General features: G+C 39.4%; 18 protein-coding genes. All 18 read left to right on the top strand.

Annotated features, from left to right (window positions below):
• Window positions 1-5 precede the first annotated feature (5 nt).
• The 18 genes from ACYQ2D_RS11000 (at window position 6) to ACYQ2D_RS11085 (ending at window position 20,640) form a co-directional block, all read left to right on the top strand.
• Window positions 6-983, top strand: coding sequence for a V0D/AC39 family V-type ATPase subunit (locus ACYQ2D_RS11000; protein WP_459785443.1), 978 nt, complete (start codon window positions 6-8; stop codon window positions 981-983).
• The gene (locus ACYQ2D_RS11005) at window positions 976-1,299 is read left to right on the top strand and encodes a V-type ATP synthase subunit F (protein ID WP_022302881.1); all 324 of its coding nucleotides are present in this window, start codon (window positions 976-978) and stop codon (window positions 1,297-1,299) included. Before ACYQ2D_RS11000 ends, ACYQ2D_RS11005 begins: the two co-directional genes overlap by 8 nt.
• A gap of 58 nt (window positions 1,300-1,357) precedes the next feature.
• Window positions 1,358-3,124, top strand: coding sequence for a V-type ATP synthase subunit A (locus ACYQ2D_RS11010; protein ID WP_118701319.1), 1,767 nt, complete (start codon window positions 1,358-1,360; stop codon window positions 3,122-3,124).
• Between the two features lies 1 nt (window position 3,125).
• Window positions 3,126-4,499 (top strand): V-type ATP synthase subunit B, encoded by a 1,374-nt coding sequence (locus ACYQ2D_RS11015; protein ID WP_187559074.1) that lies wholly within the window; start codon window positions 3,126-3,128, stop codon window positions 4,497-4,499.
• 15 nt (window positions 4,500-4,514) lie between these two features.
• Window positions 4,515-5,204, top strand: a complete 690-nt coding sequence (locus ACYQ2D_RS11020; protein WP_022302878.1) for a V-type ATP synthase subunit D — start codon at window positions 4,515-4,517, stop codon at window positions 5,202-5,204.
• A 179-nt stretch (window positions 5,205-5,383) separates the two neighbouring features.
• Window positions 5,384-7,654 (top strand): glycoside hydrolase family 3 C-terminal domain-containing protein, encoded by a 2,271-nt coding sequence (locus tag ACYQ2D_RS11025; protein ID WP_459785444.1) that lies wholly within the window; start codon window positions 5,384-5,386, stop codon window positions 7,652-7,654.
• Between the two features lie 131 nt (window positions 7,655-7,785).
• On the top strand, window positions 7,786-8,517 hold the full coding sequence (locus ACYQ2D_RS11030) for a helix-turn-helix transcriptional regulator (protein ID WP_117457376.1): 732 nt from the start codon (window positions 7,786-7,788) through the stop codon (window positions 8,515-8,517).
• Window positions 8,518-8,774: 257 nt separating this feature from the next.
• Window positions 8,775-9,518: an AAA family ATPase gene (locus ACYQ2D_RS11035; protein ID WP_117457378.1), complete on the top strand. Its 744-nt coding sequence runs from the start codon at window positions 8,775-8,777 to the stop codon at window positions 9,516-9,518.
• The gene (locus tag ACYQ2D_RS11040; RefSeq protein WP_117457379.1) at window positions 9,491-9,754 is read left to right on the top strand and encodes a hypothetical protein; all 264 of its coding nucleotides are present in this window, start codon (window positions 9,491-9,493) and stop codon (window positions 9,752-9,754) included. The genes ACYQ2D_RS11035 and ACYQ2D_RS11040 overlap by 28 nt, the downstream gene beginning before the upstream one ends.
• 245 nt (window positions 9,755-9,999) lie before the next feature.
• Window positions 10,000-10,695 carry a response regulator transcription factor gene (locus ACYQ2D_RS11045; RefSeq protein WP_187559079.1) on the top strand — a complete coding sequence of 232 codons (696 nt, stop codon included), beginning with the start codon at window positions 10,000-10,002 and terminating at the stop codon, window positions 10,693-10,695.
• 7 nt (window positions 10,696-10,702) lie between these two features.
• On the top strand, window positions 10,703-11,542 hold the full coding sequence (locus ACYQ2D_RS11050; RefSeq protein WP_372554990.1) for a sensor histidine kinase: 840 nt from the start codon (window positions 10,703-10,705) through the stop codon (window positions 11,540-11,542).
• A 127-nt stretch (window positions 11,543-11,669) separates the two neighbouring features.
• Window positions 11,670-12,410, top strand: coding sequence for an ABC transporter ATP-binding protein (locus ACYQ2D_RS11055; RefSeq protein WP_372554989.1), 741 nt, complete (start codon window positions 11,670-11,672; stop codon window positions 12,408-12,410).
• Window positions 12,391-14,946 (top strand): ABC transporter permease, encoded by a 2,556-nt coding sequence (locus ACYQ2D_RS11060; protein WP_117457381.1) that lies wholly within the window; start codon window positions 12,391-12,393, stop codon window positions 14,944-14,946. The genes ACYQ2D_RS11055 and ACYQ2D_RS11060 overlap by 20 nt, the downstream gene beginning before the upstream one ends.
• A 142-nt stretch (window positions 14,947-15,088) precedes the next feature.
• The gene (locus tag ACYQ2D_RS11065) at window positions 15,089-16,411 is read left to right on the top strand and encodes an L-cysteine desulfidase family protein (protein WP_459785445.1); all 1,323 of its coding nucleotides are present in this window, start codon (window positions 15,089-15,091) and stop codon (window positions 16,409-16,411) included.
• Window positions 16,412-16,494: 83 nt separating this feature from the next.
• Window positions 16,495-16,764, top strand: coding sequence for a sporulation transcriptional regulator SpoIIID (gene spoIIID / locus ACYQ2D_RS11070; RefSeq protein ID WP_022302866.1), 270 nt, complete (start codon window positions 16,495-16,497; stop codon window positions 16,762-16,764).
• A gap of 16 nt (window positions 16,765-16,780) precedes the next feature.
• Window positions 16,781-17,299 (top strand): DNA-deoxyinosine glycosylase, encoded by a 519-nt coding sequence (locus tag ACYQ2D_RS11075; RefSeq protein WP_372554987.1) that lies wholly within the window; start codon window positions 16,781-16,783, stop codon window positions 17,297-17,299.
• A gap of 231 nt (window positions 17,300-17,530) precedes the next feature.
• Window positions 17,531-19,531, top strand: a complete 2,001-nt coding sequence (locus ACYQ2D_RS11080; RefSeq protein WP_459785446.1) for a GLUG motif-containing protein — start codon at window positions 17,531-17,533, stop codon at window positions 19,529-19,531.
• Between the two features lie 194 nt (window positions 19,532-19,725).
• Entirely contained in the window at window positions 19,726-20,640 is a 915-nt protein-coding gene (locus tag ACYQ2D_RS11085) for a YwqG family protein (RefSeq protein WP_117457384.1), read from the top strand.
• The last annotated feature ends 93 nt before the right edge of the window (window positions 20,641-20,733 follow it).

Genomic DNA, 20,733 nt, shown 5'->3' on the forward strand with positions numbered 1-20,733 from the left:
TTGTTTTGATTGATACAAAATACACTTATGCGGTTGCGCGAATCCGTGCGTTAGAGACATCTTTATTAAATTCAGCGGTGATTGAACAGCTGATGGCATGCCAGACAGATGTGCAGTGCCTGCAGTTGCTTCAGGAAAAAGGTTGGGGAGATGCCGATACACCGGAAAATGCAGAGGCGATATTAAGCAGGGAGCAGGAAAAAATCTGGGAGACAATCCGTGATTTAGGGGTGGATATGTCAGTATTTGATGTATTGTCTTATCCGAATCTGTTTCACAATTTAAAAGCTGCAATTAAAGATGCGTGTACATCTGAAAGTGGAAAGCATTTAAATATTTATTATGAAGATACTTCCATCAGTCCGGATGAGATGCTTGAGATTGTAAGAAGCAAAGATTTTTCCAGACTTCCAAAGATAATGTCGGAAGCGGCAAAAGAAGCTTATGAGACACTGCTTCATACCAGAGACGGGCAGCTTTGTGATATCATCATAGACAAGGCACAGCTCGAAGCTGTTTATCAGGCAGGAAAAGAGGCAAAGGACAGCATTATTAAAGAGTATGCTGAATCGACAGTTGCCATTGCCGATATTAAGATTGCCGTGCGTGCACAGAAAACCGCAAAATCTATGGAATTTATGAAGCGTGCGATGGCGGAATGTGAATCATTAAGTGTAACCCAGCTTGCAAAAGCAGCAGTCAGTGGAATGGATGCAATTGTAGAGTATCTTTCCCAGACAGAGTATGCAGAAGGTGGAAGAGCGATTGCAGAATCAGCTTCCGCATTTGAACGTTGGTGTGACAACCGAATGATGCAGACCATGCAGCCTCAGAAATATCAGTCGTTTTCGGTAGGTCCTTTGGTAGCTTATGTGCTGGCAAGGGAAAATGAAATAAAAACGGTACGAATCATTGTGTCCGGTAAGCGCAGCGGACTGTCGGATGATTCTATTCGGGAAAGGGTAAGGGAAATGTATGTATAAGATTGCGGTAGTAGGTGATTATGACAGCATTTTTGGCTTTGCGGCGCTGGGTCTTGACACGTTTCCGGTAACATCCCGAAAAGAGGCCGAAGAAAAATTAGAGACACTTGCAGCAAATGAATATGGAATTATTTATATTACAGAAGCGATGGCTGCAGAGTGTGAAAAAATAATCGAAAAATTTCAGGAGCAGCTTTTCCCTGCTGTGATCCGTATTCCGGGAGTCTCCGGTAATACAGGCGATGGTGTGGAAGGCGTGAAGAAATCCGTAGAGCAGGCTGTTGGCTCGGATATCCTTTTTGGAAGTGAAACGTGATGATTAACTTTATTAAAGTCACGATACGAATATTTTAGAAAGCAGGTGATTCGTTCCCATGAGCAAAGGTACGATTAAAAAAGTTGCAGGACCGCTGGTTATTGCAGAGGGAATGCGCGATGCAAATATGTACGACGTGGTTCGTGTAAGTAACCAGCGTCTGATTGGTGAAATCATCGAGATGCATGGTGATGAAGCCAGTGTTCAGGTTTACGAGGAGACATCAGGCCTCGGACCTGGAGAACCGGTAGAATCTACAGATGCACCTCTTTCCGTAGAACTTGGACCTGGTTTGATTACCAGTATTTATGATGGAATCCAGCGTCCACTTGATGATATCATGAAAGTTTCCGGAACTAACTTAAAAAGAGGTGTTGAAGTTCCTTCTCTGAAAAGAGATATCAAATGGAACTTTGAACCAGTTGTAAAAGCAGGTGATGAAGTAGAAGCCGGAGATATTCTCGGTACTGTTCAGGAAACAATTGTAGTAAATCATAAAATCATGGTTCCTTACGGAATCAAAGGTAAAGTAAAAAAAATTAAAGCCGGTGAATTTACAGTAGAAGAAGTGGTTGCTGTAATCGAAACCGAAAACGGAGAAGAAGAACTTACAATGATGCAGAAATGGCCGGTTCGTCGTGGACGTCCATATCTGAAAAAACTTCCTCCGGAAATGCCGCTTGTAACAGGACAGCGAGTTGTTGATACTTTCTTCCCAATTGCAAAAGGTGGTGTTGCCGCAGTTCCTGGACCATTCGGTAGTGGAAAAACCGTAATCCAGCATCAGCTTGCAAAATGGGCCGATGCAGATATCGTTGTTTACATCGGATGTGGAGAACGTGGAAATGAGATGACAGACGTATTAAACGAGTTTCCGGAACTGAAGGATCCGAAAACAGGTCAGTCTCTGATGGAAAGAACCGTTCTGATTGCAAATACTTCCGATATGCCGGTTGCAGCCCGAGAAGCTTCTATTTATACCGGTATTACAATTGCAGAATATTTCCGTGATATGGGATATTCCGTAGCGCTGATGGCAGACTCCACCTCACGTTGGGCAGAGGCACTTCGTGAAATGTCAGGACGTCTGGAGGAAATGCCAGGTGAAGAAGGTTATCCGGCATATCTTGGTTCCCGTCTGGCACAGTTCTATGAAAGAGCCGGACATGTAATTTCTCTTGGAAAAGATAAGAGAGAAGGAGCACTTTCTGTTATCGGTGCCGTATCTCCTCCAGGTGGTGATATTTCCGAGCCGGTTTCCCAGGCAACCCTGCGTATTGTAAAAGTATTCTGGGGTCTGGATTCCGCATTGGCTTATAAACGTCATTTCCCGGCAATCAACTGGCTGACCAGTTATTCTCTGTATCTTGACAATATGGAAGATTGGTTTAATACACAGGTTGCATCGGATTGGATGGAAAACCGTCAGAAATTAATGGGTCTGCTTCAGGATGAGGCAGAACTGGAAGAAATCGTTAAGATGGTAGGTATGGATGCCCTTTCTGCAGGCGACCGTCTGAAAATGGAAGCAGCTCGCTCTATTCGTGAGGACTTCTTACATCAGAACTCCTTCCACGAAGTAGATACCTACAGTTCACTGAAAAAACAGCATCTTTTGATGCAGCTGGTTGTAGCATTCTATGAACAGTCCAAAGAAGCATTGGAAAAAGGTGCTTCCATTCAGGGACTGCTTAAAATGGAAGTTCGTGAAAAAATCGGACGTTTCAAATATGTGACAGAAGATAAATTAGATGAAGAATACGACCGCATTGAAAAAGAACTGGCATCAGAAATTGCGAATGTATTAGGAAAGGGGGACTTCTAAAATGCCGAAAGAGTATAGAACCATACAGGAAGTTGCCGGACCTCTGATGTTAGTACGTGGTGTTGAAAATGTACACTATGACGAGCTGGGAGAAATCGAGCTGGCAAGTGGAGAAACAAGACGTTGTAAAGTTCTGGAAATTAACGGAACCGATGCGCTGGTACAGTTATTCGAAAGTTCAACAGGTATCAACCTGTCAAATAGTAAAGTACGTTTCCTTGGACGAAGCATGGAACTTGGTGTATCTGAAGATATGCTGGGGCGTGTCTTTGATGGTCTGGGACGTCCGATTGATGATGGTCCGGAAATCCTTCCGGAAGAGAGAAGAGATATCAATGGTCTGCCAATGAATCCGGCAGCCAGAATGTATCCGGAAGAATTTATTCAGACTGGTGTATCCGCAATCGATGGATTGAACACACTGGTTCGTGGACAGAAACTTCCGATTTTCTCAGCATCCGGTCTGCCGCATGCACAGCTGGCAGCACAGATAGCAAGACAGGCAAAAGTTCGTGGAACAGGTGAAAACTTTGCCGTTGTATTTGCTGCAATGGGTATCACATTCGAGGAATCTAACTTCTTTGTTGAAAGCTTTAAAGAAACAGGAGCGATTGACAGAACTGTTCTGTTTATCAACCTTGCAAATGACCCTGCGGTAGAGCGTATTGCAACACCGAAGATGGCATTAACCGCAGCAGAATATCTTGCATTTGAAAAAGATATGCACGTACTGGTTATTCTGACTGATATCACAAACTACGCCGATGCACTTCGTGAGGTATCCGCCGCACGTAAAGAAGTTCCGGGACGTCGTGGTTATCCGGGTTACATGTATACAGACCTTGCAACAATGTATGAAAGAGCAGGACGTAAGAGAGGAAGTAATGGTTCTATTACTATGATTCCGATTCTGACCATGCCTGAAGATGACAAAACTCATCCAATCCCTGACCTTACCGGATACATCACAGAAGGTCAGATTATCTTAAGCCGTGAACTTTACAGAAAAGGTGTAACACCGCCAATCGATGTATTACCATCTCTGTCTCGTCTGAAAGATAAAGGTATTGGTGAAGGTAAAACCCGTGCAGACCATGCAAATACAATGAATCAGTTATTTGCAGCTTATGCGCGTGGTAAAGATGCGAAAGAGCTGATGACTATTCTTGGTGAAGCAGCACTTTCAGATATCGACTTAATTTATGCAAAATTTGCAGATGCATTTGAACAGGAATATGTTTCACAGGGATATAATGCAAACCGTGATATCGAAGAAACTCTTCGTATCGGCTGGAAATTGCTTTCCTTACTGCCTAGAAGCGAACTGAAACGTATCGATGACAAGTATCTGGACGAATATTACGGCAAATGTTGAAAGAGGTGATTGGATTTGGCATCTACCCAGATAAATCCAACCAGAATGGAGCTGAATAAGCAGAAGAAAAAATTAGTCACTGCCGTAAAAGGACATAAACTTTTAAAGGATAAACGTGATGAACTGATGCGTCAGTTCCTTGACCTGGCAAGGGAAAATATGGCTCTGCGTTTAAAAGTAGAAGAGGGAATCGCAAATGCAAATAAGAACTTTGTCATTGCAAAAGCCGGAATGTCAGAACAGATTTTAAATACTGCGCTGATGGCACCAAAGCAGGAAGTTTATCTGGAAGCGGGAAAGAAAAACGTAATGAGCGTTGATATTCCGGTATTCCAGTCACAGACAAGAACTGCTGATGCAAATGATATTTATTCTTACGGTTTTGCATTTACTTCCGGAGATTTGGATGGTGCGGTAAAATCACTGGCAGACATTTTGCCGGATATGCTGCGCCTGGCTGAAGTGGAGAAATCCTGTCAGCTGATGGCTGCGGAAATCGAAAAGACCCGTCGTAGAGTAAACGCTCTGGAACATGTAATTATTCCGGAAGCACAGAATAATATTAAATATATTACTATGAAATTGGATGAAAATGAGAGAAGTACCCAGATTCGTCTGATGAAAGTAAAAGATATGATGCTTGAGGATGCTCATAAGTTTAAAGAAAAAGACAGAGAGCGTGCTTACGCAAATATGGAAGAGTAAGTAAAAGCGAAAAGAGAAAAGGAAGCCATGGCAATTGCCGTGGCTTCTTTTTCTATACATATTGGATAGATAAAGATACGATAATTGTATAAAAAAATAGAAATTTTGATATTCAGAACGGTTCAGATGTGATAAAGTTTAAAGTAGAAAACCAACGTAGAAAGGGGAATTATTTTTTAATGAAGCGTGATATTAAAGCAATTGTAAAACAGATGACGTTAGAAGAAAAAGCCGGAATGTGTTCCGGAGAAGATTTCTGGCATTTAAAGAGTGTAGAGCGTCTTGGAATCCCGAGTGTGATGGTAAGTGACGGTCCTCACGGGTTAAGAAAACAGGATCAGGAGGCAGACCATCTTGGAGCAAATGATAGTATTAAAGCAGTGTGCTTTCCAACTGCGTGTGCGACAGCCTGCTCATTTGACCGAGACTTATTATACAAATTGGGAGAGACCTTAGGTGATGAGTGTCAGGCACAGAACCTTTCTGTTATTTTAGGTCCGGCAGTTAATATCAAACGTTCTCCGCTGTGTGGAAGAAATTTTGAATATTTCTCGGAAGACCCGTATCTTGCATCCGAGATGGCAGGGGCACACATCAAAGGAGTACAGTCTAAAAACATCGGTACTTCGATTAAGCATTTCGCAGCAAACAATCAGGAATATAGAAGAATGTCCTGTTCTTCGGAAATTGATGAGCGTACATTTCGTGAAATCTATTTAGGGGCATTTGAAACTGCGATTAAAGAAGGCAAACCGGACACCGTGATGTGCTCTTATAATAAAATTAATGGCGAATTTTCATCCGAAAATCATAAACTGCTCACAGAAATTTTAAGAGATGAGTGGGGATTTGAAGGTTATGTCATGTCTGACTGGGGTGCAGTTAATGAACGTGTGAAAGGATTAAAAGCCGGTCTGGATTTGGAAATGCCAGGAAGCGGTGGATATACCGATGCAGAAATCGTATCAGCGGTCAAAGATGGAACATTAGAAGAAAGTGTGCTTGATACCGCAGTAGAACGTATTTTAAATATTATTTTTAAATATACAGATAATCGTCAGGAAGGCAGATTTGATTTAGAAGCGGACCATCAAATCGCAAAGAAAATTGCGGAAGAATCAATGGTTCTGCTTAAAAATGACGGAATCCTGCCACTTAAAGCCGGCGAACAGAAGATTGCTTTTATTGGTAAATTTGCAGAAAAACCAAGATTCCAGGGTGGCGGAAGTTCCCATATTAATTCTTTTAAAGTAGAAAGTGCACTGGATGCGGTAAAAGCGTATACGGAAGTTGCTTATGCACAGGGGTATGATGTAAAAGAAGATAAAATTGACGAAGCGATGGTAAAAGAAGCTGTGGAAACTGCAAAAAATGCAGATGTTGCAGTTATTTTTGCAGGACTTCCGGATGCCTTTGAATCCGAAGGATATGACAGAGAACATATGGGAATGCCAGACTGTCAGAATTATCTGATTCAGGAAATCTTAAAAGTACAGAAAAGTGTTGTAGTTGTACTGCATAACGGTTCACCGGTGGAAATGCCGTGGGCAGATGACGTAAGTGCAATCTTAGAAGCGTATCTTTGTGGACAGGCAGTTGGCGCAGCAGAAGCAGATATCTTATTTGGTAAAGTGAATCCATCCGGAAAACTGGCAGAAACCATTCCATATCATTTAGAAGACAATCCATCTTACTTAAATTTCCCAGGAGATGGACAAAAAGTGGAATATAAAGAAGGCGTATTTGTCGGATACCGCTATTATGATATGAAAAAAATGCCGGTTCGATATCCATTTGGATATGGTTTAAGTTACACCATATTTGAATACAGTGATTTACAGCTTTCAAAAGAAAAAATCAAAGATACGGAAACCCTTCAGGTTAGTGTAAAGGTAAAAAATACCGGAAAAATGGCAGGAAAAGAAGTGGTACAGCTCTATGTTTCTGATAAAACAAATGCAGTCATGCGTCCGGTAAATGAACTGAAAAACTTTGTGAAAGTAGAATTACAGCCACAGGAAGAAAAGACTGTGACAATGGAACTTAATAAACGAAGTTTTGCATGGTATAATACAAAAGTAAATGACTGGTATGCGGGAAGCGGAACTTATGAAATCTTAATCGGAAGTTCTTCCAGAGATATTCGATTAACCAAAACAGTAGAACTTGAATCTACAATGAAGATTCCGATGGAAATTCATACAAACACGACTATTTCTGAATTGATGGAAAATGAAAAAGCAAAAGAAGTCATGAAAGATTTAGTAGACCAGATGATGGCAAACATCGGTGGTGGAGAAGAAGGCAGTGCGGCAAGCGAAGCAATTTCTCAAGAGATGATGATTAAGATGATGGAAAATTCTCCACTTCGTGCTTTGAGAAGTTTTGCCGGAATCAGTACGGAAGAAGTGCAGGAATTAATTAAAAAGTTAAAAGAAGCAGTAAAATAAATATTTTTTGGGAAAAGGGTTTTGCCTTTTCCCATTTTTATTGCCAAAATTCGACAAATATTCACAAATGGGTATACAGGAGGACAAGAAAAACATTCTACAATATAGTAAAAATTGGAAATTATTGGAGAATGTTTATAACGTTGGAGCACAATAGTATATCTCAAAGACTGGTGTCTTACCGCCAGCAGCTTGGCAAAAGTCAGGCAGAAATGAGCAGAGAATTTGGTGTGAATCAAAGCCACTACAGTAAACTGGAAAGTGGAACAAAATATATTTCATACAGTAGTTTGAAGAAGTTTGAAAAGGCTGGAGGAGATGTCAATTATCTGGTTACCGGTGTGCATTATAAAACAGGAATCGTGGAGGACTGTATGAAACGGTGCAGGACTTCGGATGGAAAAATAGAATTAATGAAGGCATTATTCTGGCTGACCAGACAGGGAATTATGCTGATGCACGGAGAAAACTGGAAAGAGGCAAATCAGAGAGTGTGGAAGTATATCCGGCTTGCTGAAGAAAAAGAACAACATAGAAATATCTGGAGAAGTATCCGAAAAATAGAAGATTTGACACAAATGAAAATGGCGGAACGGCTGGATATTAATATCAAACGTTACCAGCGTCTGGAACGAATGGAAGCAGAGCCGGATGCTGTGATTTTAAATTCTTTGTATACACTGTTTGGGTATTCTCCTTTGATTATTTTGCATGAAAATCTGTATTATGCGGAAGAAATTAATAAATGCTGGAGTGAATTTTCGGATGAAGTCAGAATGCAATTGAATGGAGTATTGGAACAAGATTTGAAATTGATTGCACTGTGTGAGCAGGAGACGGATATAGCTTTACAGAAAATCTGAAAAATGGTAGGGTTAATTGGAATGGTAGTTTCAGGATTATTATCTCTGGCGCTTCCGTTGTGGTTAGTTGGTGGAGTTGTCGCACTGGTTTTGCGAAAAAATGAAAAATCTTGAGGGCGTTGTTTGTTTAAAACAGCGCTCTTTTTGTCGTAAAATTTACGAGAATTTTGGCACTTGTGCTTATAATGAAATCAAGAAGAACAAAAAGAAACAGAAAATTTTGAGAATACAGAAAAAAGCACAGGAGGTCAGTTATAATGAAAGAAGAAAGCTATATCCGCAATGTTAAATATTTTTTAGAAGAGCTCATCAGAGGTTGTGGAATCATCCAAAAAGAAAATCCAGCGGTTCAATTTACCAAAGATGCAAAAGCAGGACTTTATGATAACTATACGGATGAAGTCTATAACAGCATGTTAAAGGATATTGAAGACGTCGCAAAATTCTGGCATGGAAAGAAGCGCAATGTATTATTTGCCGGACCGACAGGATGCGGAAAAACCGAAATCTGGAGGGTACTAAGCCAGTTATATCCGAATATCCAAATTGTCGATGGTACAATGCTTACAATGGAAGGCTGGAGCGGTGCGTTTAAACTTCGTGACATTTTTGCAAATATGTCACGGGAACAGGCGGAAAGTGCCATTATCGTCATCGACGAGTTCGATAAACTGTGTGAACCAAAGTACGGCTCAGGCGGAAATAACTACAGTGCTGCAATGAAGAATGAGCTGTTAAAGATGATTGAGGGAAACAAAGTATTCTTTCCGGAAGATAAAGGAAAGGTGGCAATGGAGTTTGATACCTCAAAAATCAGTTTTGTATTCTGTGGAAGCTTTGAAACACTGATCACAAGAAAAAGAGAGATAAATTCTTCCATTGGATTTGGAAAATCTATTGACAAAAGTGATATTTCCGTAGAATATAAAAACAAAATTAAGACGGAGGATTTTACGAAAAGGAGACAATCGTTATGGGAATTGATTGGGAAGAAATTTTAGATGCAGAAGGAGAAGACTTAGATAGCGCTTATACAGATAGTTTACCAGATAGTGAACCTTATCCGAACGGTTATGGTGAACCGATGCGTGAAAATCGTCTCACCCCGGAGGAGATTAAGAAGATAACGTTAGAACGAAAGGAGAGATGGAAAAAATACAAAGAAGAATATGAGGAGTTTTTTGGAGAGGAGTTTGAATTAGAACTGGCTGATGATAGAAGCACAGGAAAAAAATAAACGGTAATCGAAAAGCAGATTTGTGGAAAAATCATAAGTCTGCTTTTTGAACGCAGATAAGCATTCCACCGCTTCAAGTGCGCAGAGCAATAAGCGGCGGGTGAGGGGGATGCTTCTGTCAGTGGGAGTTGAAAGCTCCCACTGACAGATCGCAAAGCGACTGCGTTCATGAGCAAGTAGCGAAGCGGATTGCGAATGTCCGCTTTACCGCAGTTTTACAAGAAAAATAAAAAGGAAAAAAGAAAATGAAACTTATGATAGTGGAAGATGACAAGGCACTTGCAAAGGGAATTGAATTGGCACTTTCTGAAAAAGAAAACGAAATCACAGTCTGTCATGATTTAAAAACGGCAGAAGAAATGTGGGAAAGTGAGAACGCAGACCTTGTCATTCTTGATGTGAATCTTCCGGATGGAAGCGGATATGATTTTTTGGCATTCGTAAAAGAATCATCGAAAGTTCCGGTGATTCTTTTAACTGCCAATGATTTGGAAATCGACCAGGTGACAGGGCTTTCACTCGGTGCAGATGATTATATTACCAAACCATTTAGTCTGGCGGTGCTTCGTGCAAGGATTGAAGTGCAGAAACGCCGGATTCGGGAACAGCGTGAGAATCAGAGTATAAAGTCAATTTTGCCAAATTATTATGTGATAGAGAATTTGAAATTTGATTTTGAACGGCTCTGTTTTTTTAAAGGAGAAGAAGAATTAAGTTTAAGCAGAAATGAACAGAGACTGCTTCAGATTTTTTTGAAAAATCAGGGACGGATTTTGACAAGAGAAATTTTGATGGAACGTCTGTGGCAGGATGGCGCTGAGTTTGTGGATGAAAATGCGTTGTCTGTGACAATCAACCGGCTGAGAAAGAAAATAGAAGGCGAGACAAAATATATACAGACCGTATACGGTCAGGGCTATATCTGGAGGAAAGAAGAGTGATAAAAAAGTGATTTGGGGAAGAAGAAACTGGGAACGGTTAAATCAAATGCTTGATGAGGGAATCCGTGGAGAATTTGAAGAGTCTAAATATGATGAAAGTGAACTTTCCAAAGTAGAGTCAAAGTGGAAACGGTTTTTACAGGATTCTGCAATGGCAAAGCAGAATTTAGAGACAGAAAAGGCTAATATCAAAGGGCTGATTTCAGATATTTCTCATCAGACCAAAACTCCAATGGCAAACATAAAACTATACAGTGAACTGCTTTCGGAACAGTTGGAAGAAGACGGTATGGAAGCGGAACTGCTGGGACAGATTCAGGCACAGGCACAGAAACTGGAATTTTTAATTCAGGCGTTAACGAAACTTTCCAGATTAGAAACAAATATTTTAGAGGTGGTACCGGTTAAAAGTCAGGTAAAACCGCTACTTGAAAGTGCAGTAGAAGAAATTCGGAAGAAGGCAGAGAAAAAAGAAATTCAGATAAAGATAGAAATGGACTTTGAGGCAGAGGCTGTTTTTGATAGAAAATGGACGGAAGAAGCACTTTATAATTTGCTCGACAATGCGGTGAAGTACAGTCCGGCAGGAAGTGAAGTCCTGATTTCAACCAAGCTGTATGAAATGTGGTGCGTGATTGCGGTAAGTGATAGAGGACGTGGCATTTCAGAAGAAGAAATTCCAAAGATATTTGGGCGGTTTTATCGGGCAAAAGAAGTACAGCAGGAAGAAGGCGTTGGAATCGGACTGTATCTTGTGCGGGAGATTTTGCAAAAAGAGGGAGGATTTATAAAAGTAAATTCAGAAGTGGGAAAAGGAAGTACATTTTTATGTTACCTTCCAAGGTAGGACAGGAGTCTTAAATCTTTCAAAACTGTTAGATTTCCGAAAGAATCTCGAAAGAGTCTTTTGTTATACTGAAATTAACAAAAGAGATTAGATAAGAAATTAGGAAAAACAGAAAGGAAGATGAGAGATGGAAGTATTAAAATGCGAGAACTTAAAGAAATATTATGGAAATCATGAAAATATAGTAAAAGCCTTAGACGGTGTGGATTTATCTGTAGAAAAAGGAGAATTTGTTGCGATTGTCGGTTCGTCAGGTTCTGGAAAATCGACCCTGTTGCATCTGTTTGGCGGCTTGGATGAGCCAACCTCTGGAAAGGTATTTGTAGATGGAAAAGAAATTTATCAGTTAAAAAAAGATGCACTCTGTATTTTCAGAAGAAGAAAGATTGGTTTTGTATTTCAAAGCTATAATTTAGTTCCGGTCTTGAATGTGTACGAAAATGTGGTACTTCCGGTTGAGCTTGATGGAGACAAAGTAGACACAGCTTATATTAAAGAAGTCATCGGGCTTTTGGGATTAAATAAGAAATTAGAAAGCCTTCCAAGTCAGCTTTCGGGAGGACAACAGCAAAGGGTTGCAATTGCAAGGGCGCTGGCAGCGAAACCGGCAATTCTTTTGGCGGATGAGCCGACCGGAAATCTTGATTCAGCGACCAGTCAGGATGTGCTTGGACTTTTGAGAGTGACCAGTGAGCGGTTTCATCAGACGATTGTGATGATTACACACAATGAAGAAATTGCCCAGATGGCGGATCGCATCATTCGGATTGAAGATGGAAAAATTGTGTCCGGAAAACAGACCTTGCAGATAATGGACAAAAATCCAAATCAGAAAGAGGGTGCAGACTGTGTCGAACGTGAAAAATAAAAAGATGATCAATCAAATTGCATTGAAGTCTTTAAAGGCAAGAAAAAAGCGAAATTTAATTGCAATTTTAGCCATTGCATTAACCTCTGTTTTATTTACTGCGCTGTTTACGATTGGAGGAAGTCTGATTGAAAAAAATCAGGAATCTACAATGCGGCAGGTCGGAGGCAGTGCTCATGCAGGATATAAATACTTAACAAAATCAGAATATGAAAAAGTGGCAAAAGACAAGGGCTTAAAATCGGTTTCTTATCGAATTGCACTTGCTGATGCAGAGAATAAACCTTTGATTAAAGTACGCACAGAAATGGCTTATTATGAGGAGTTGGAGGCAAAATGGAGTTTTTGTTATCCGGAAGAAGGGCACATGCCGAAGAAAGAAAATGAATGTGTGGCAAGCGATTTGACCTTAAAGGCATTGGGCGTTCCGTGCAAAATCGGTGAGAAATTTTCGGTTGATTTTAGTGTAAGAGGAAAGAAATATTCCAAAGAATTTATCCTGTGCGGATGGTATAAGGGAGATCGTGTTTCGATGTCACAGGTAATGTGTGTTTCGAAAAAACTGGTCAATCAGCTTGCACCAACTGCAGAGAGCTATCAATATGGAGGAGATATAGCAGGAAGTTATATGGTAGATTTTAACTTCAAGACCTCGTTTAATCTTAAAAAACAGCTGGAAGAATTAAATAAGCGGATTGGTTTCGAAGAAAAATCAACGGGAGTGAACTGGGCATATCTTGGAGTGAAGGCAGACGCTGAAACAGTTGTACTTATTGTTGTAATGCTTGGCATTATTCTGGTTTCCGGCTATCTGATTATTTATAATATTTTTTACATTAATGTGTTTGGAGACATTCGGTTTTATGGACTTTTAAAGACAATTGGAACGACAAAAAAACAGCTTGGAAAAATAGTAAGAAAACAGGCAAATCTGCTTTCTCTTGCAGGAATTCCGATTGGACTTATTTTAGGTGCGGTTGTGGGTGCAGGATTACTTCCGATTATCTGTGCCAATTTAAGTATGGGGGATACAGAAGGAACAAATGTGGTGCTTCATCCATGGATTTTTATCGGTTCGGCAGTCTTTTCTTTTTTGACGGTTCAAATCAGCTGTATTAAGCCGTGCCGTATCGTAGCAAAGATTTCCCCAATCGAAGCTGTGAAGCTGACCGAAAGCTCTGTAAATGCAAAGGTAAAAGGGAAAAAGAGAAGAACTCATAAGCTTACCATGCATGCTTTTGGGCTGGCAAATATCAAAAGAAATCGAAAAAAAGCAGTATTGGTTGTATTTTCCTTATCGTTAAGTCTGATTCTGCTTAATACGGTTTGTACGTTGCTAAAGGGATTTGATATGGATAAATATGTATCAAACAGGAGTGTAAGCGATTATATGGTAACGGATGCGACAACGGATAATCCGGCACTTTCAGAAAGAACGGAAGATGGAGTCACCAGTGATTTTTTGACGGAATTACGGGAACAGGATGGAATCAAAGAAAGCGGAAATGTCTATTACAGCGAATGGGAACAGAAGTTATCAGACTGGGAAAAAGAACGATTGGAAGAGAGAATCTGGAAGGATTGGAAGAAAAATTTTGCTTACATGATTCAGTCGATTGGTGAAGAGGACATGAAACAGGAAATAGACGCCGATAAAGAGCGTGGGAGCATCACAGCAAAAATGTATGGTTTGGACCAGCTGGTATTTGAAAAGTTAAAATGTGAGCAGGGCGAATTAGATTGGGAGAAATTCAAGAGTGGAAATTATATTGTGGTCAATCAATTCGAATCGGATGATGGCGAGAAACCGATTTACGATGTTGGAGACAAAATTACGTTGACTGGAGAAAATGGATTTACGAAAGAGTATGAGGTGATGGCACTTGTGTCGATGCCTTATCCGGCAGAATTTCAGATGTATTTTTCACTTGAGATAAATTATATTCTTCCGTCTTCAGAATTTTTAAATTACTTTGAGGGCAGACAGCCGATGAAAACATTATTTAATGTATCAAAAAAAGATGAAAAACAGATAGAGAGCTGGCTGGAAAATTATTGTACGAATATCAACGATGATTTAACTTATACTTCAAAATCAACGATGGAGGCAGAATTTGCGACGCTTCAAAATATGATTGTAATCGTTGGTGGATTTCTAAGTTTTGTGTTGGCATTGATTGGAATTTTAAATTTTGTAAATACGATTTTGACCGGAATTTTATCAAGGAAACAGGAATTTGCCATGCTCGAATCAGTGGGAATGACCAGAAAACAATTAAGAGAGATGTTGATGTGGGAAGGCGGATATTATGCGCTTTTTACAAGTATAGTAGCAGTTCTTGCGGGAAGTATTTTAAGTATGACTTTAATAAAAAGCTATACATCCGGATTTTTCTTTTTTACATGGAAATTTACTGTACTTCCAATTCTAATCTGTATACCGTTTTTGCTTTTGATTGTGCTTTTCGTACCGTATCTGGCATGTGAAAAAATGTGTCGTATAAGTGTTGTAGAACGGATACGGAGCGGAGAATAAAAAAGAAGATAATAGTCAGGCGAATATCCGCTTTACTTAAGATACCAAAGTCAAAAGGTGGCTTATCCCCATCATGTCTTTTGACCTTGGTATCTTATCATGTTACAATAGAAAAAAATGTAGAAAGATGGGGAAATCGTCAATGAACAGTAACTTACAGGAAAAATATTTAGCGATTCTGCAGGAAGAGTTAGTACCGGCGATGGGGTGCACAGAGCCAATTGCACTGGCTTATGCTTCTGCAAAAGCAAGAGAAATATTAGGATGTGAACCGGAATATATTGTGGCAAAATGTTCGGGAAATATGATTAAAAATGTGCGTTGTGTAACGATTCCAAATTCAGGAGGAATGACAGGAATCGAAACAGCCTGTATTTTAGGAGCTATTGCAGGTCACTCAGAAAATAAAATGGAAGTTTTAGAAAAGGTAACGGAGGAACAGAGAGCGCAGACAAAAAAATTGCTGGAACAAAAACGTTGTGAAGTTGAATTTCTGGATTCGGATATTCCACTGCATTTTATGGTTGAAGTGTCATCAGGAGCAGATTCAGCAATGGTTGAAATCCGTTATTCACATACGAATATTGCAAAAATAGAAAAAAATGGAGAAACGATTTTTATCGGTGATGAGAACGAAGCAACCGGAGGTGGTCTGACAGACCGTTCCGTGCTTACTTTGGAGAATATCAAACAGTTTGCAGATGAAGTGCCATTGAATTTAGTACGTCCGATGATTGAACGACAGATTCGATATAATATGGATATTGCTTATGAGGGGATTTCCGGAGATTATGGTCTTGGAATTGGAAGAGTGCTGCGTGAGAGTTATGCAGACGGAGTAGTGACTCGTATGAAAGCCTATGCAGCAGCCGCTTCAGAGGCAAGGATGAGTGGCTGTGATATGCCGGTTATTATTAATTCAGGAAGTGGAAATCAGGGAATTGCATCCTCTGTTCCCGTAATCGTGTATGCAAGAGAAAAAAATTACAGAAATGATGAATTGTATCGGGCACTGGTTTTTTCAGGTCTTTTGACCACGTACCAAAAAATGTTTATTGGAAAACTGTCTGCATTTTGTGGTGCGGTTTCTGCTTCTTGTGCATCGGCTGCCGCAATCACTTATTTATGTGGAGGAAGTGTTGCACAGATTAAAGCGACGATTGACAATACATTGGCAAATATTCCGGGAATTATCTGTGATGGTGCAAAAATCTCCTGTGCAGCAAAAATTGCATCCAGTATAGACGCGGGAATGATGGCACATTATCTTGCAATGAATCATAAGGCGTATAAAGCATATACCGGAATTGTTAAAGAGGATACAGAAGAAACAATCAGCTGTGTGGGATACATCGGAAAAGTCGGAATGCATCAGACAGATAAAGAAATTATTAAAATGATGCTGGATACGCAGACGGAACAGGAAAATGGAAAAACGGGTGCTAATCCGGAACAGGGAAAATAGGAAAATAATACAATAGAGTTTGGAGAATACCCTGTAAATCCAGGGCATACACTGTAAAAACAGCGTCTTCGGAGGCTTATCCGTTGAAAGATTATATCGAAGAACGGGCAGTGGAAATTGCATGCTATATTATTGAAAACAAAGGAACTGTGCGTCAGGCCGCAAAGAAATTTGGAATCAGCAAAAGTACGGTACATAAAGACTGTACCGAGCGTCTGATTCAGATTAATCCTACTTTGGGATTAGAAGTACGTCAGGTATTGGACAGGAATAAATCAGAACGGCATATTCGTGGTGGAATTGCAACGAGGGAGAAATATCTTTTAATGCATGAAAAAGAAGGACAAAAGTAGAAGAGGAGACAGAAAGATGGTCAAAAAAGCAGCAGTAACAAAGGAATATACTCATGTAACACATCCATTTCCGGCACTTTATAATAAAGAATCAGAAATTTTGATACTAGGAAGTCTCCCGTCTGTAAAATCGAGAGAGCAGATGTTTTTTTATGGGCATCCGCAGAATCGATTTTGGAAAGTAATCGCAGCAGTGTTAAATGAACCGGTGCCAAAGAATATCGAAGAAAAGAAAGCAATGTTATATCGGCATCATGTAGCGCTTTGGGATACTATTTACAGTTGTGATATTATTGGGTCCAGTGACAGCAGCATTAAAAATGTAGTTCCGACGGATTTAAAAGCGATTGTAAAAGATAGTAATGTAAAACGAATCTTCTGTAATGGAAAAACTTCCGGAACGTATTTTCGAAAATATCAGCAGAAAGAGCTTGGGATTGAAGCGGAAGTACTTCCATCAACCAGTCCGGCAAATGCAGCATATTCGGTGGAAAGACTGGTTGAAATATGGAAAGAGAAAATTGGAGAAATGTAGAAAAAATAAAAAAATTGGGAAGAGAGAGGAGAGCGTATCCTCTCTTTTTTTACGAACATTTAATTACTCGACTGCCAAACTCCCGGGATACACAGTGTGGAATGAAAAATCTCAAAACATCTTCGAATAGATTGCTATTTGTCAGAAAAAAAGGTATGATATAAATTATAAACAATATGATTTGGTCAGATAGAGTGGAATAAGCTGACAAATGGAAAAGCGGAGGTGCGTATGAAAAGAAAGATTACAGGACTGTTTCTGGTGCTGGCAATGTGTTTGTTATTACTGCCAGAGTCGGTATGGGCAGAAGGAGAAGAACAGGGCAGTAAAACAGTAATCACTTCTGTGGACGAATTGCTGAAATTTGCAAAAGCAGTCAATGCAGGTGATTATGATGAAAAAACAGATGCAGTCGTAGTGCTTGATGCAGATTTAGATTTATCGGGTGTGGAGTGGACACCGATAGGACAAGCTAATGCTGCCGGAGATATTGAACACTGTTTCAGTGGTAAATTTTATGGGAATGGACATGTGATTTCAAATCTGGATTTTTCTTCCAGTTATGGAAAAGGAGCAGTTGGAGGTTTTTTTGGATACGTTGAAAAGGCGGAAATTTCAAGTCTGACAGTAAAAGGAAACGTTAATGTTACAGCAGACGACAGTGAATATACCTTTTTTGGAACAATTGCAGGATACGCAGAGAATGCTTCTATTTTTGACTGTGTGTCAGAAGTTGGATTTCAGAATAATGGGAAATATATTTATGGATTTATCGGAATGTGTGGATACGCAGAAAATACAAAGATAAATTACTGCGAAAATAAAGGAAATATTACGATAACAGGTGACATGGGAAGTATTTATGCAGGTGGAATTTTAGGATATGCTACTGGAGATACAGAAGTAAGTTATTGTGTAAATACTGGAAATATGATACTGGCAGCAAGTCATGGTGGTGGAATTGTCGGACAGACTAGTGGAACTTCTAAGATTTTAAACTGCTATTCAACAGGAACATTAACCCCGCTCGGAAAAGGGATTACGGATGTTGGAGGAATTGTAGGAACAGTGGGAAATGAAACGACAGTCAGCCACTGTTATTTCGCTGGAAATATTGATTTGTCACAGTATACGGTAACGACTGTTCCATATAGCCGGTTTGGTGGCATTAGTGGAGCAGTTTCAGGTACAGGTATTTTCACGAATAATTATTATACAGAGAAAGAAAATGTTTTGGCGTGCGGAAAAAATGCAGCAGCAGGTACAGCGAAACCATTTGATTCTATGAGAACAGAAGCATTTTATAAAGAAATTGTGGCAGGTGGCGGAAATTATAATTATGTTTCTGAAAAGACTCCGGTTCTGCCAAAACCTAAGTATGAAGTTTCCTTTGCTGTAGTGCCGGCAGAATTGACAAATGTGGTTCTTAAAGTAAATGGAGAAGAAGTGTCTTCAGGTTTGGCTGAATTAGAAGCAGGAATCTATCCGGTTGAAATAACTGCGGATAATTGTAATCCTTTTAGCGGTGAAATTACGGTTACTGCAGATATTGCTACGCATACCCAGACACTGACATTGACTTATAAAGATGCAGATTATACAAAAGCAGATGAAGCAATTGAAAAGGCAAATGCGCTGAAAAAAGAAAATTATAAAGATTTTAGCGGAGTAGAAAAAGCAGTTCAGGCGGTTGTTCGAGGCAAAAATATTACAGAGCAGGAAGAAGTCGATAAGATGGCAAAAGCAATAGAAGATGCCATTAGCGCTCTGGAATATAAAGATGCAGATTATACAAAAGTAGATGAAGCAGTTAAAAAAGCAAATTCACTGAAAAAAACAGACTATAAAGACTTTACTGGAGTAGAAAAAGCAGTAAAAGCAGTAGTTCGAGGAAAAAATATCACCGAGCAGGAAGAAGTCGATAAGATGGCAAAAGCAATAGAAGATGCCATTGCTTCACTAGAGAAAAAACAGACCTCATCTACCAAGACAACGACGGATAATACAAATAAGGCAACAGCAAACAACTCAAACAAGACAGCAAATAAAGCAGCAACAAATAATGCAAATAAAACAGCAACAAGTAATGCGAATAAGAGTACAACTGCTAAAAATGCACAGACGGGAGATAACAGCAGAATAGAATTTTGGCTTGCTCTGTTTGGAATAAGTGGCTGTGTGGGAATTGGAGCAGTGATTGTTGGAAAAAGAATGAAACATAGAATGAAATAATAAATAATGAATCAGTAATGAATAAGCAGTAGAAAGAGAGTAAGACAGCTGCTGCTGATTATATTGTAAAAATTAAGAAAGTCAGAAAATCTGGCTTTCTTTTTTTGTTTTGGAAGAAAAAAAGATAGTTCTTTGCAGAGAAGGGAAAGAATGGTAAGATAAGAGCATAAAAATAAAAGGTTGGGGGAAATAAGATGAATCAGGCAGAAAAAAATAGGATTTGTGAGTTGATAAAACAAAATAAGAAAACAGAAATAGTAATCAATTACACTCTAAAAAGTGGTGCTGCAAAAAGAGCGTCTAAAATCGGAGGAAAGCCGGATGTTCCAAAAGATTTTGAATGGCCAGTTTATGAAGGGAAAGATTTTGAAGATATCAGGAAAGAAAGACCCTTATCATTTATTATACAGATTAATTTAAAGGATGTTGCACCTTATGATAAAGAAGAATTATTGCCGAAACAAGGAATTCTTAGTTTCTTTTATGAAATGCGTTCGATGGATTATGGATATGATCCAGCAAATAAAGGCTGTGCGAAGGTTTATTATTTTCCGGATGAAAATGAACTTGAAGCAATGGATTTTCCGGCAGAATTAGAGAAAGATGCAATCATTTCAGAAATGAAAATTGTAAGGATAAAAAACGAAGAAAGTCTGCCGGTATATGAACAGCTACTTCCGGATTTAGAAAAATTAAAAAAAACAGAGGGAATTGTGTGTGATGATTTAGACGACTATGATGAATGTCTGCAATCCTGTGGAGTTCCGATATTTGAGGAGGGAATGGAATATTATTACGAATGGGCATACAGAAGGATAAAATTGTTAGGGAATCCGGATGTCTTACAGGGTCGAATGGAAGAAGAATGTGAAGGAGTTACAAGGGGATATTATCTAGGCAGAGGCTGGCAGGATGTGCCGGAGCAGGAAAGAGAGGAAATTTGGGAAAAAGGTAAGGATTGGATGCTTTTATTTCAGGTGGGAACAATAGATGGATACGATGATGAATACAGATGGGAATATCAAGGAAACCTTTATTTTTGGATAAAAAAGCAGGATTTAAAGATGCGAAATTTTGAAAATGTATGGTTGATTTTGCAGTGTTTATAAATAATAAAAGAGTCTGGAACGTTCCGACTCTTTTATTTTTCTCATCGCAAGAGTATAATAGACTCATCTGAAAATGTACAAAATAGTATGGAG

The organism is Blautia stercoris (assembly GCF_054657695.1).

Coding starts and splice junctions, on each gene's coding strand:
- ACYQ2D_RS11075 (WP_372554987.1), top strand. CDS start 16,781: ATGGTCAAAAAAGCAGCAGTAACAAAGGAATATACTCATGTAACACAT.
- ACYQ2D_RS11040 (WP_117457379.1), top strand. CDS start 9,491: ATGGGAATTGATTGGGAAGAAATTTTAGATGCAGAAGGAGAAGACTTA.
- ACYQ2D_RS11005 (WP_022302881.1), top strand. CDS start 976: ATGTATAAGATTGCGGTAGTAGGTGATTATGACAGCATTTTTGGCTTT.
- ACYQ2D_RS11065 (WP_459785445.1), top strand. CDS start 15,089: ATGAACAGTAACTTACAGGAAAAATATTTAGCGATTCTGCAGGAAGAG.
- ACYQ2D_RS11035 (WP_117457378.1), top strand. CDS start 8,775: ATGAAAGAAGAAAGCTATATCCGCAATGTTAAATATTTTTTAGAAGAG.
- ACYQ2D_RS11085 (WP_117457384.1), top strand. CDS start 19,726: ATGAATCAGGCAGAAAAAAATAGGATTTGTGAGTTGATAAAACAAAAT.
- ACYQ2D_RS11055 (WP_372554989.1), top strand. CDS start 11,670: ATGGAAGTATTAAAATGCGAGAACTTAAAGAAATATTATGGAAATCAT.
- ACYQ2D_RS11025 (WP_459785444.1), top strand. CDS start 5,384: ATGAAGCGTGATATTAAAGCAATTGTAAAACAGATGACGTTAGAAGAA.
- ACYQ2D_RS11015 (WP_187559074.1), top strand. CDS start 3,126: ATGCCGAAAGAGTATAGAACCATACAGGAAGTTGCCGGACCTCTGATG.
- ACYQ2D_RS11045 (WP_187559079.1), top strand. CDS start 10,000: ATGAAACTTATGATAGTGGAAGATGACAAGGCACTTGCAAAGGGAATT.
- ACYQ2D_RS11010 (WP_118701319.1), top strand. CDS start 1,358: ATGAGCAAAGGTACGATTAAAAAAGTTGCAGGACCGCTGGTTATTGCA.
- ACYQ2D_RS11080 (WP_459785446.1), top strand. CDS start 17,531: ATGAAAAGAAAGATTACAGGACTGTTTCTGGTGCTGGCAATGTGTTTG.
- ACYQ2D_RS11030 (WP_117457376.1), top strand. CDS start 7,786: ATGTTTATAACGTTGGAGCACAATAGTATATCTCAAAGACTGGTGTCT.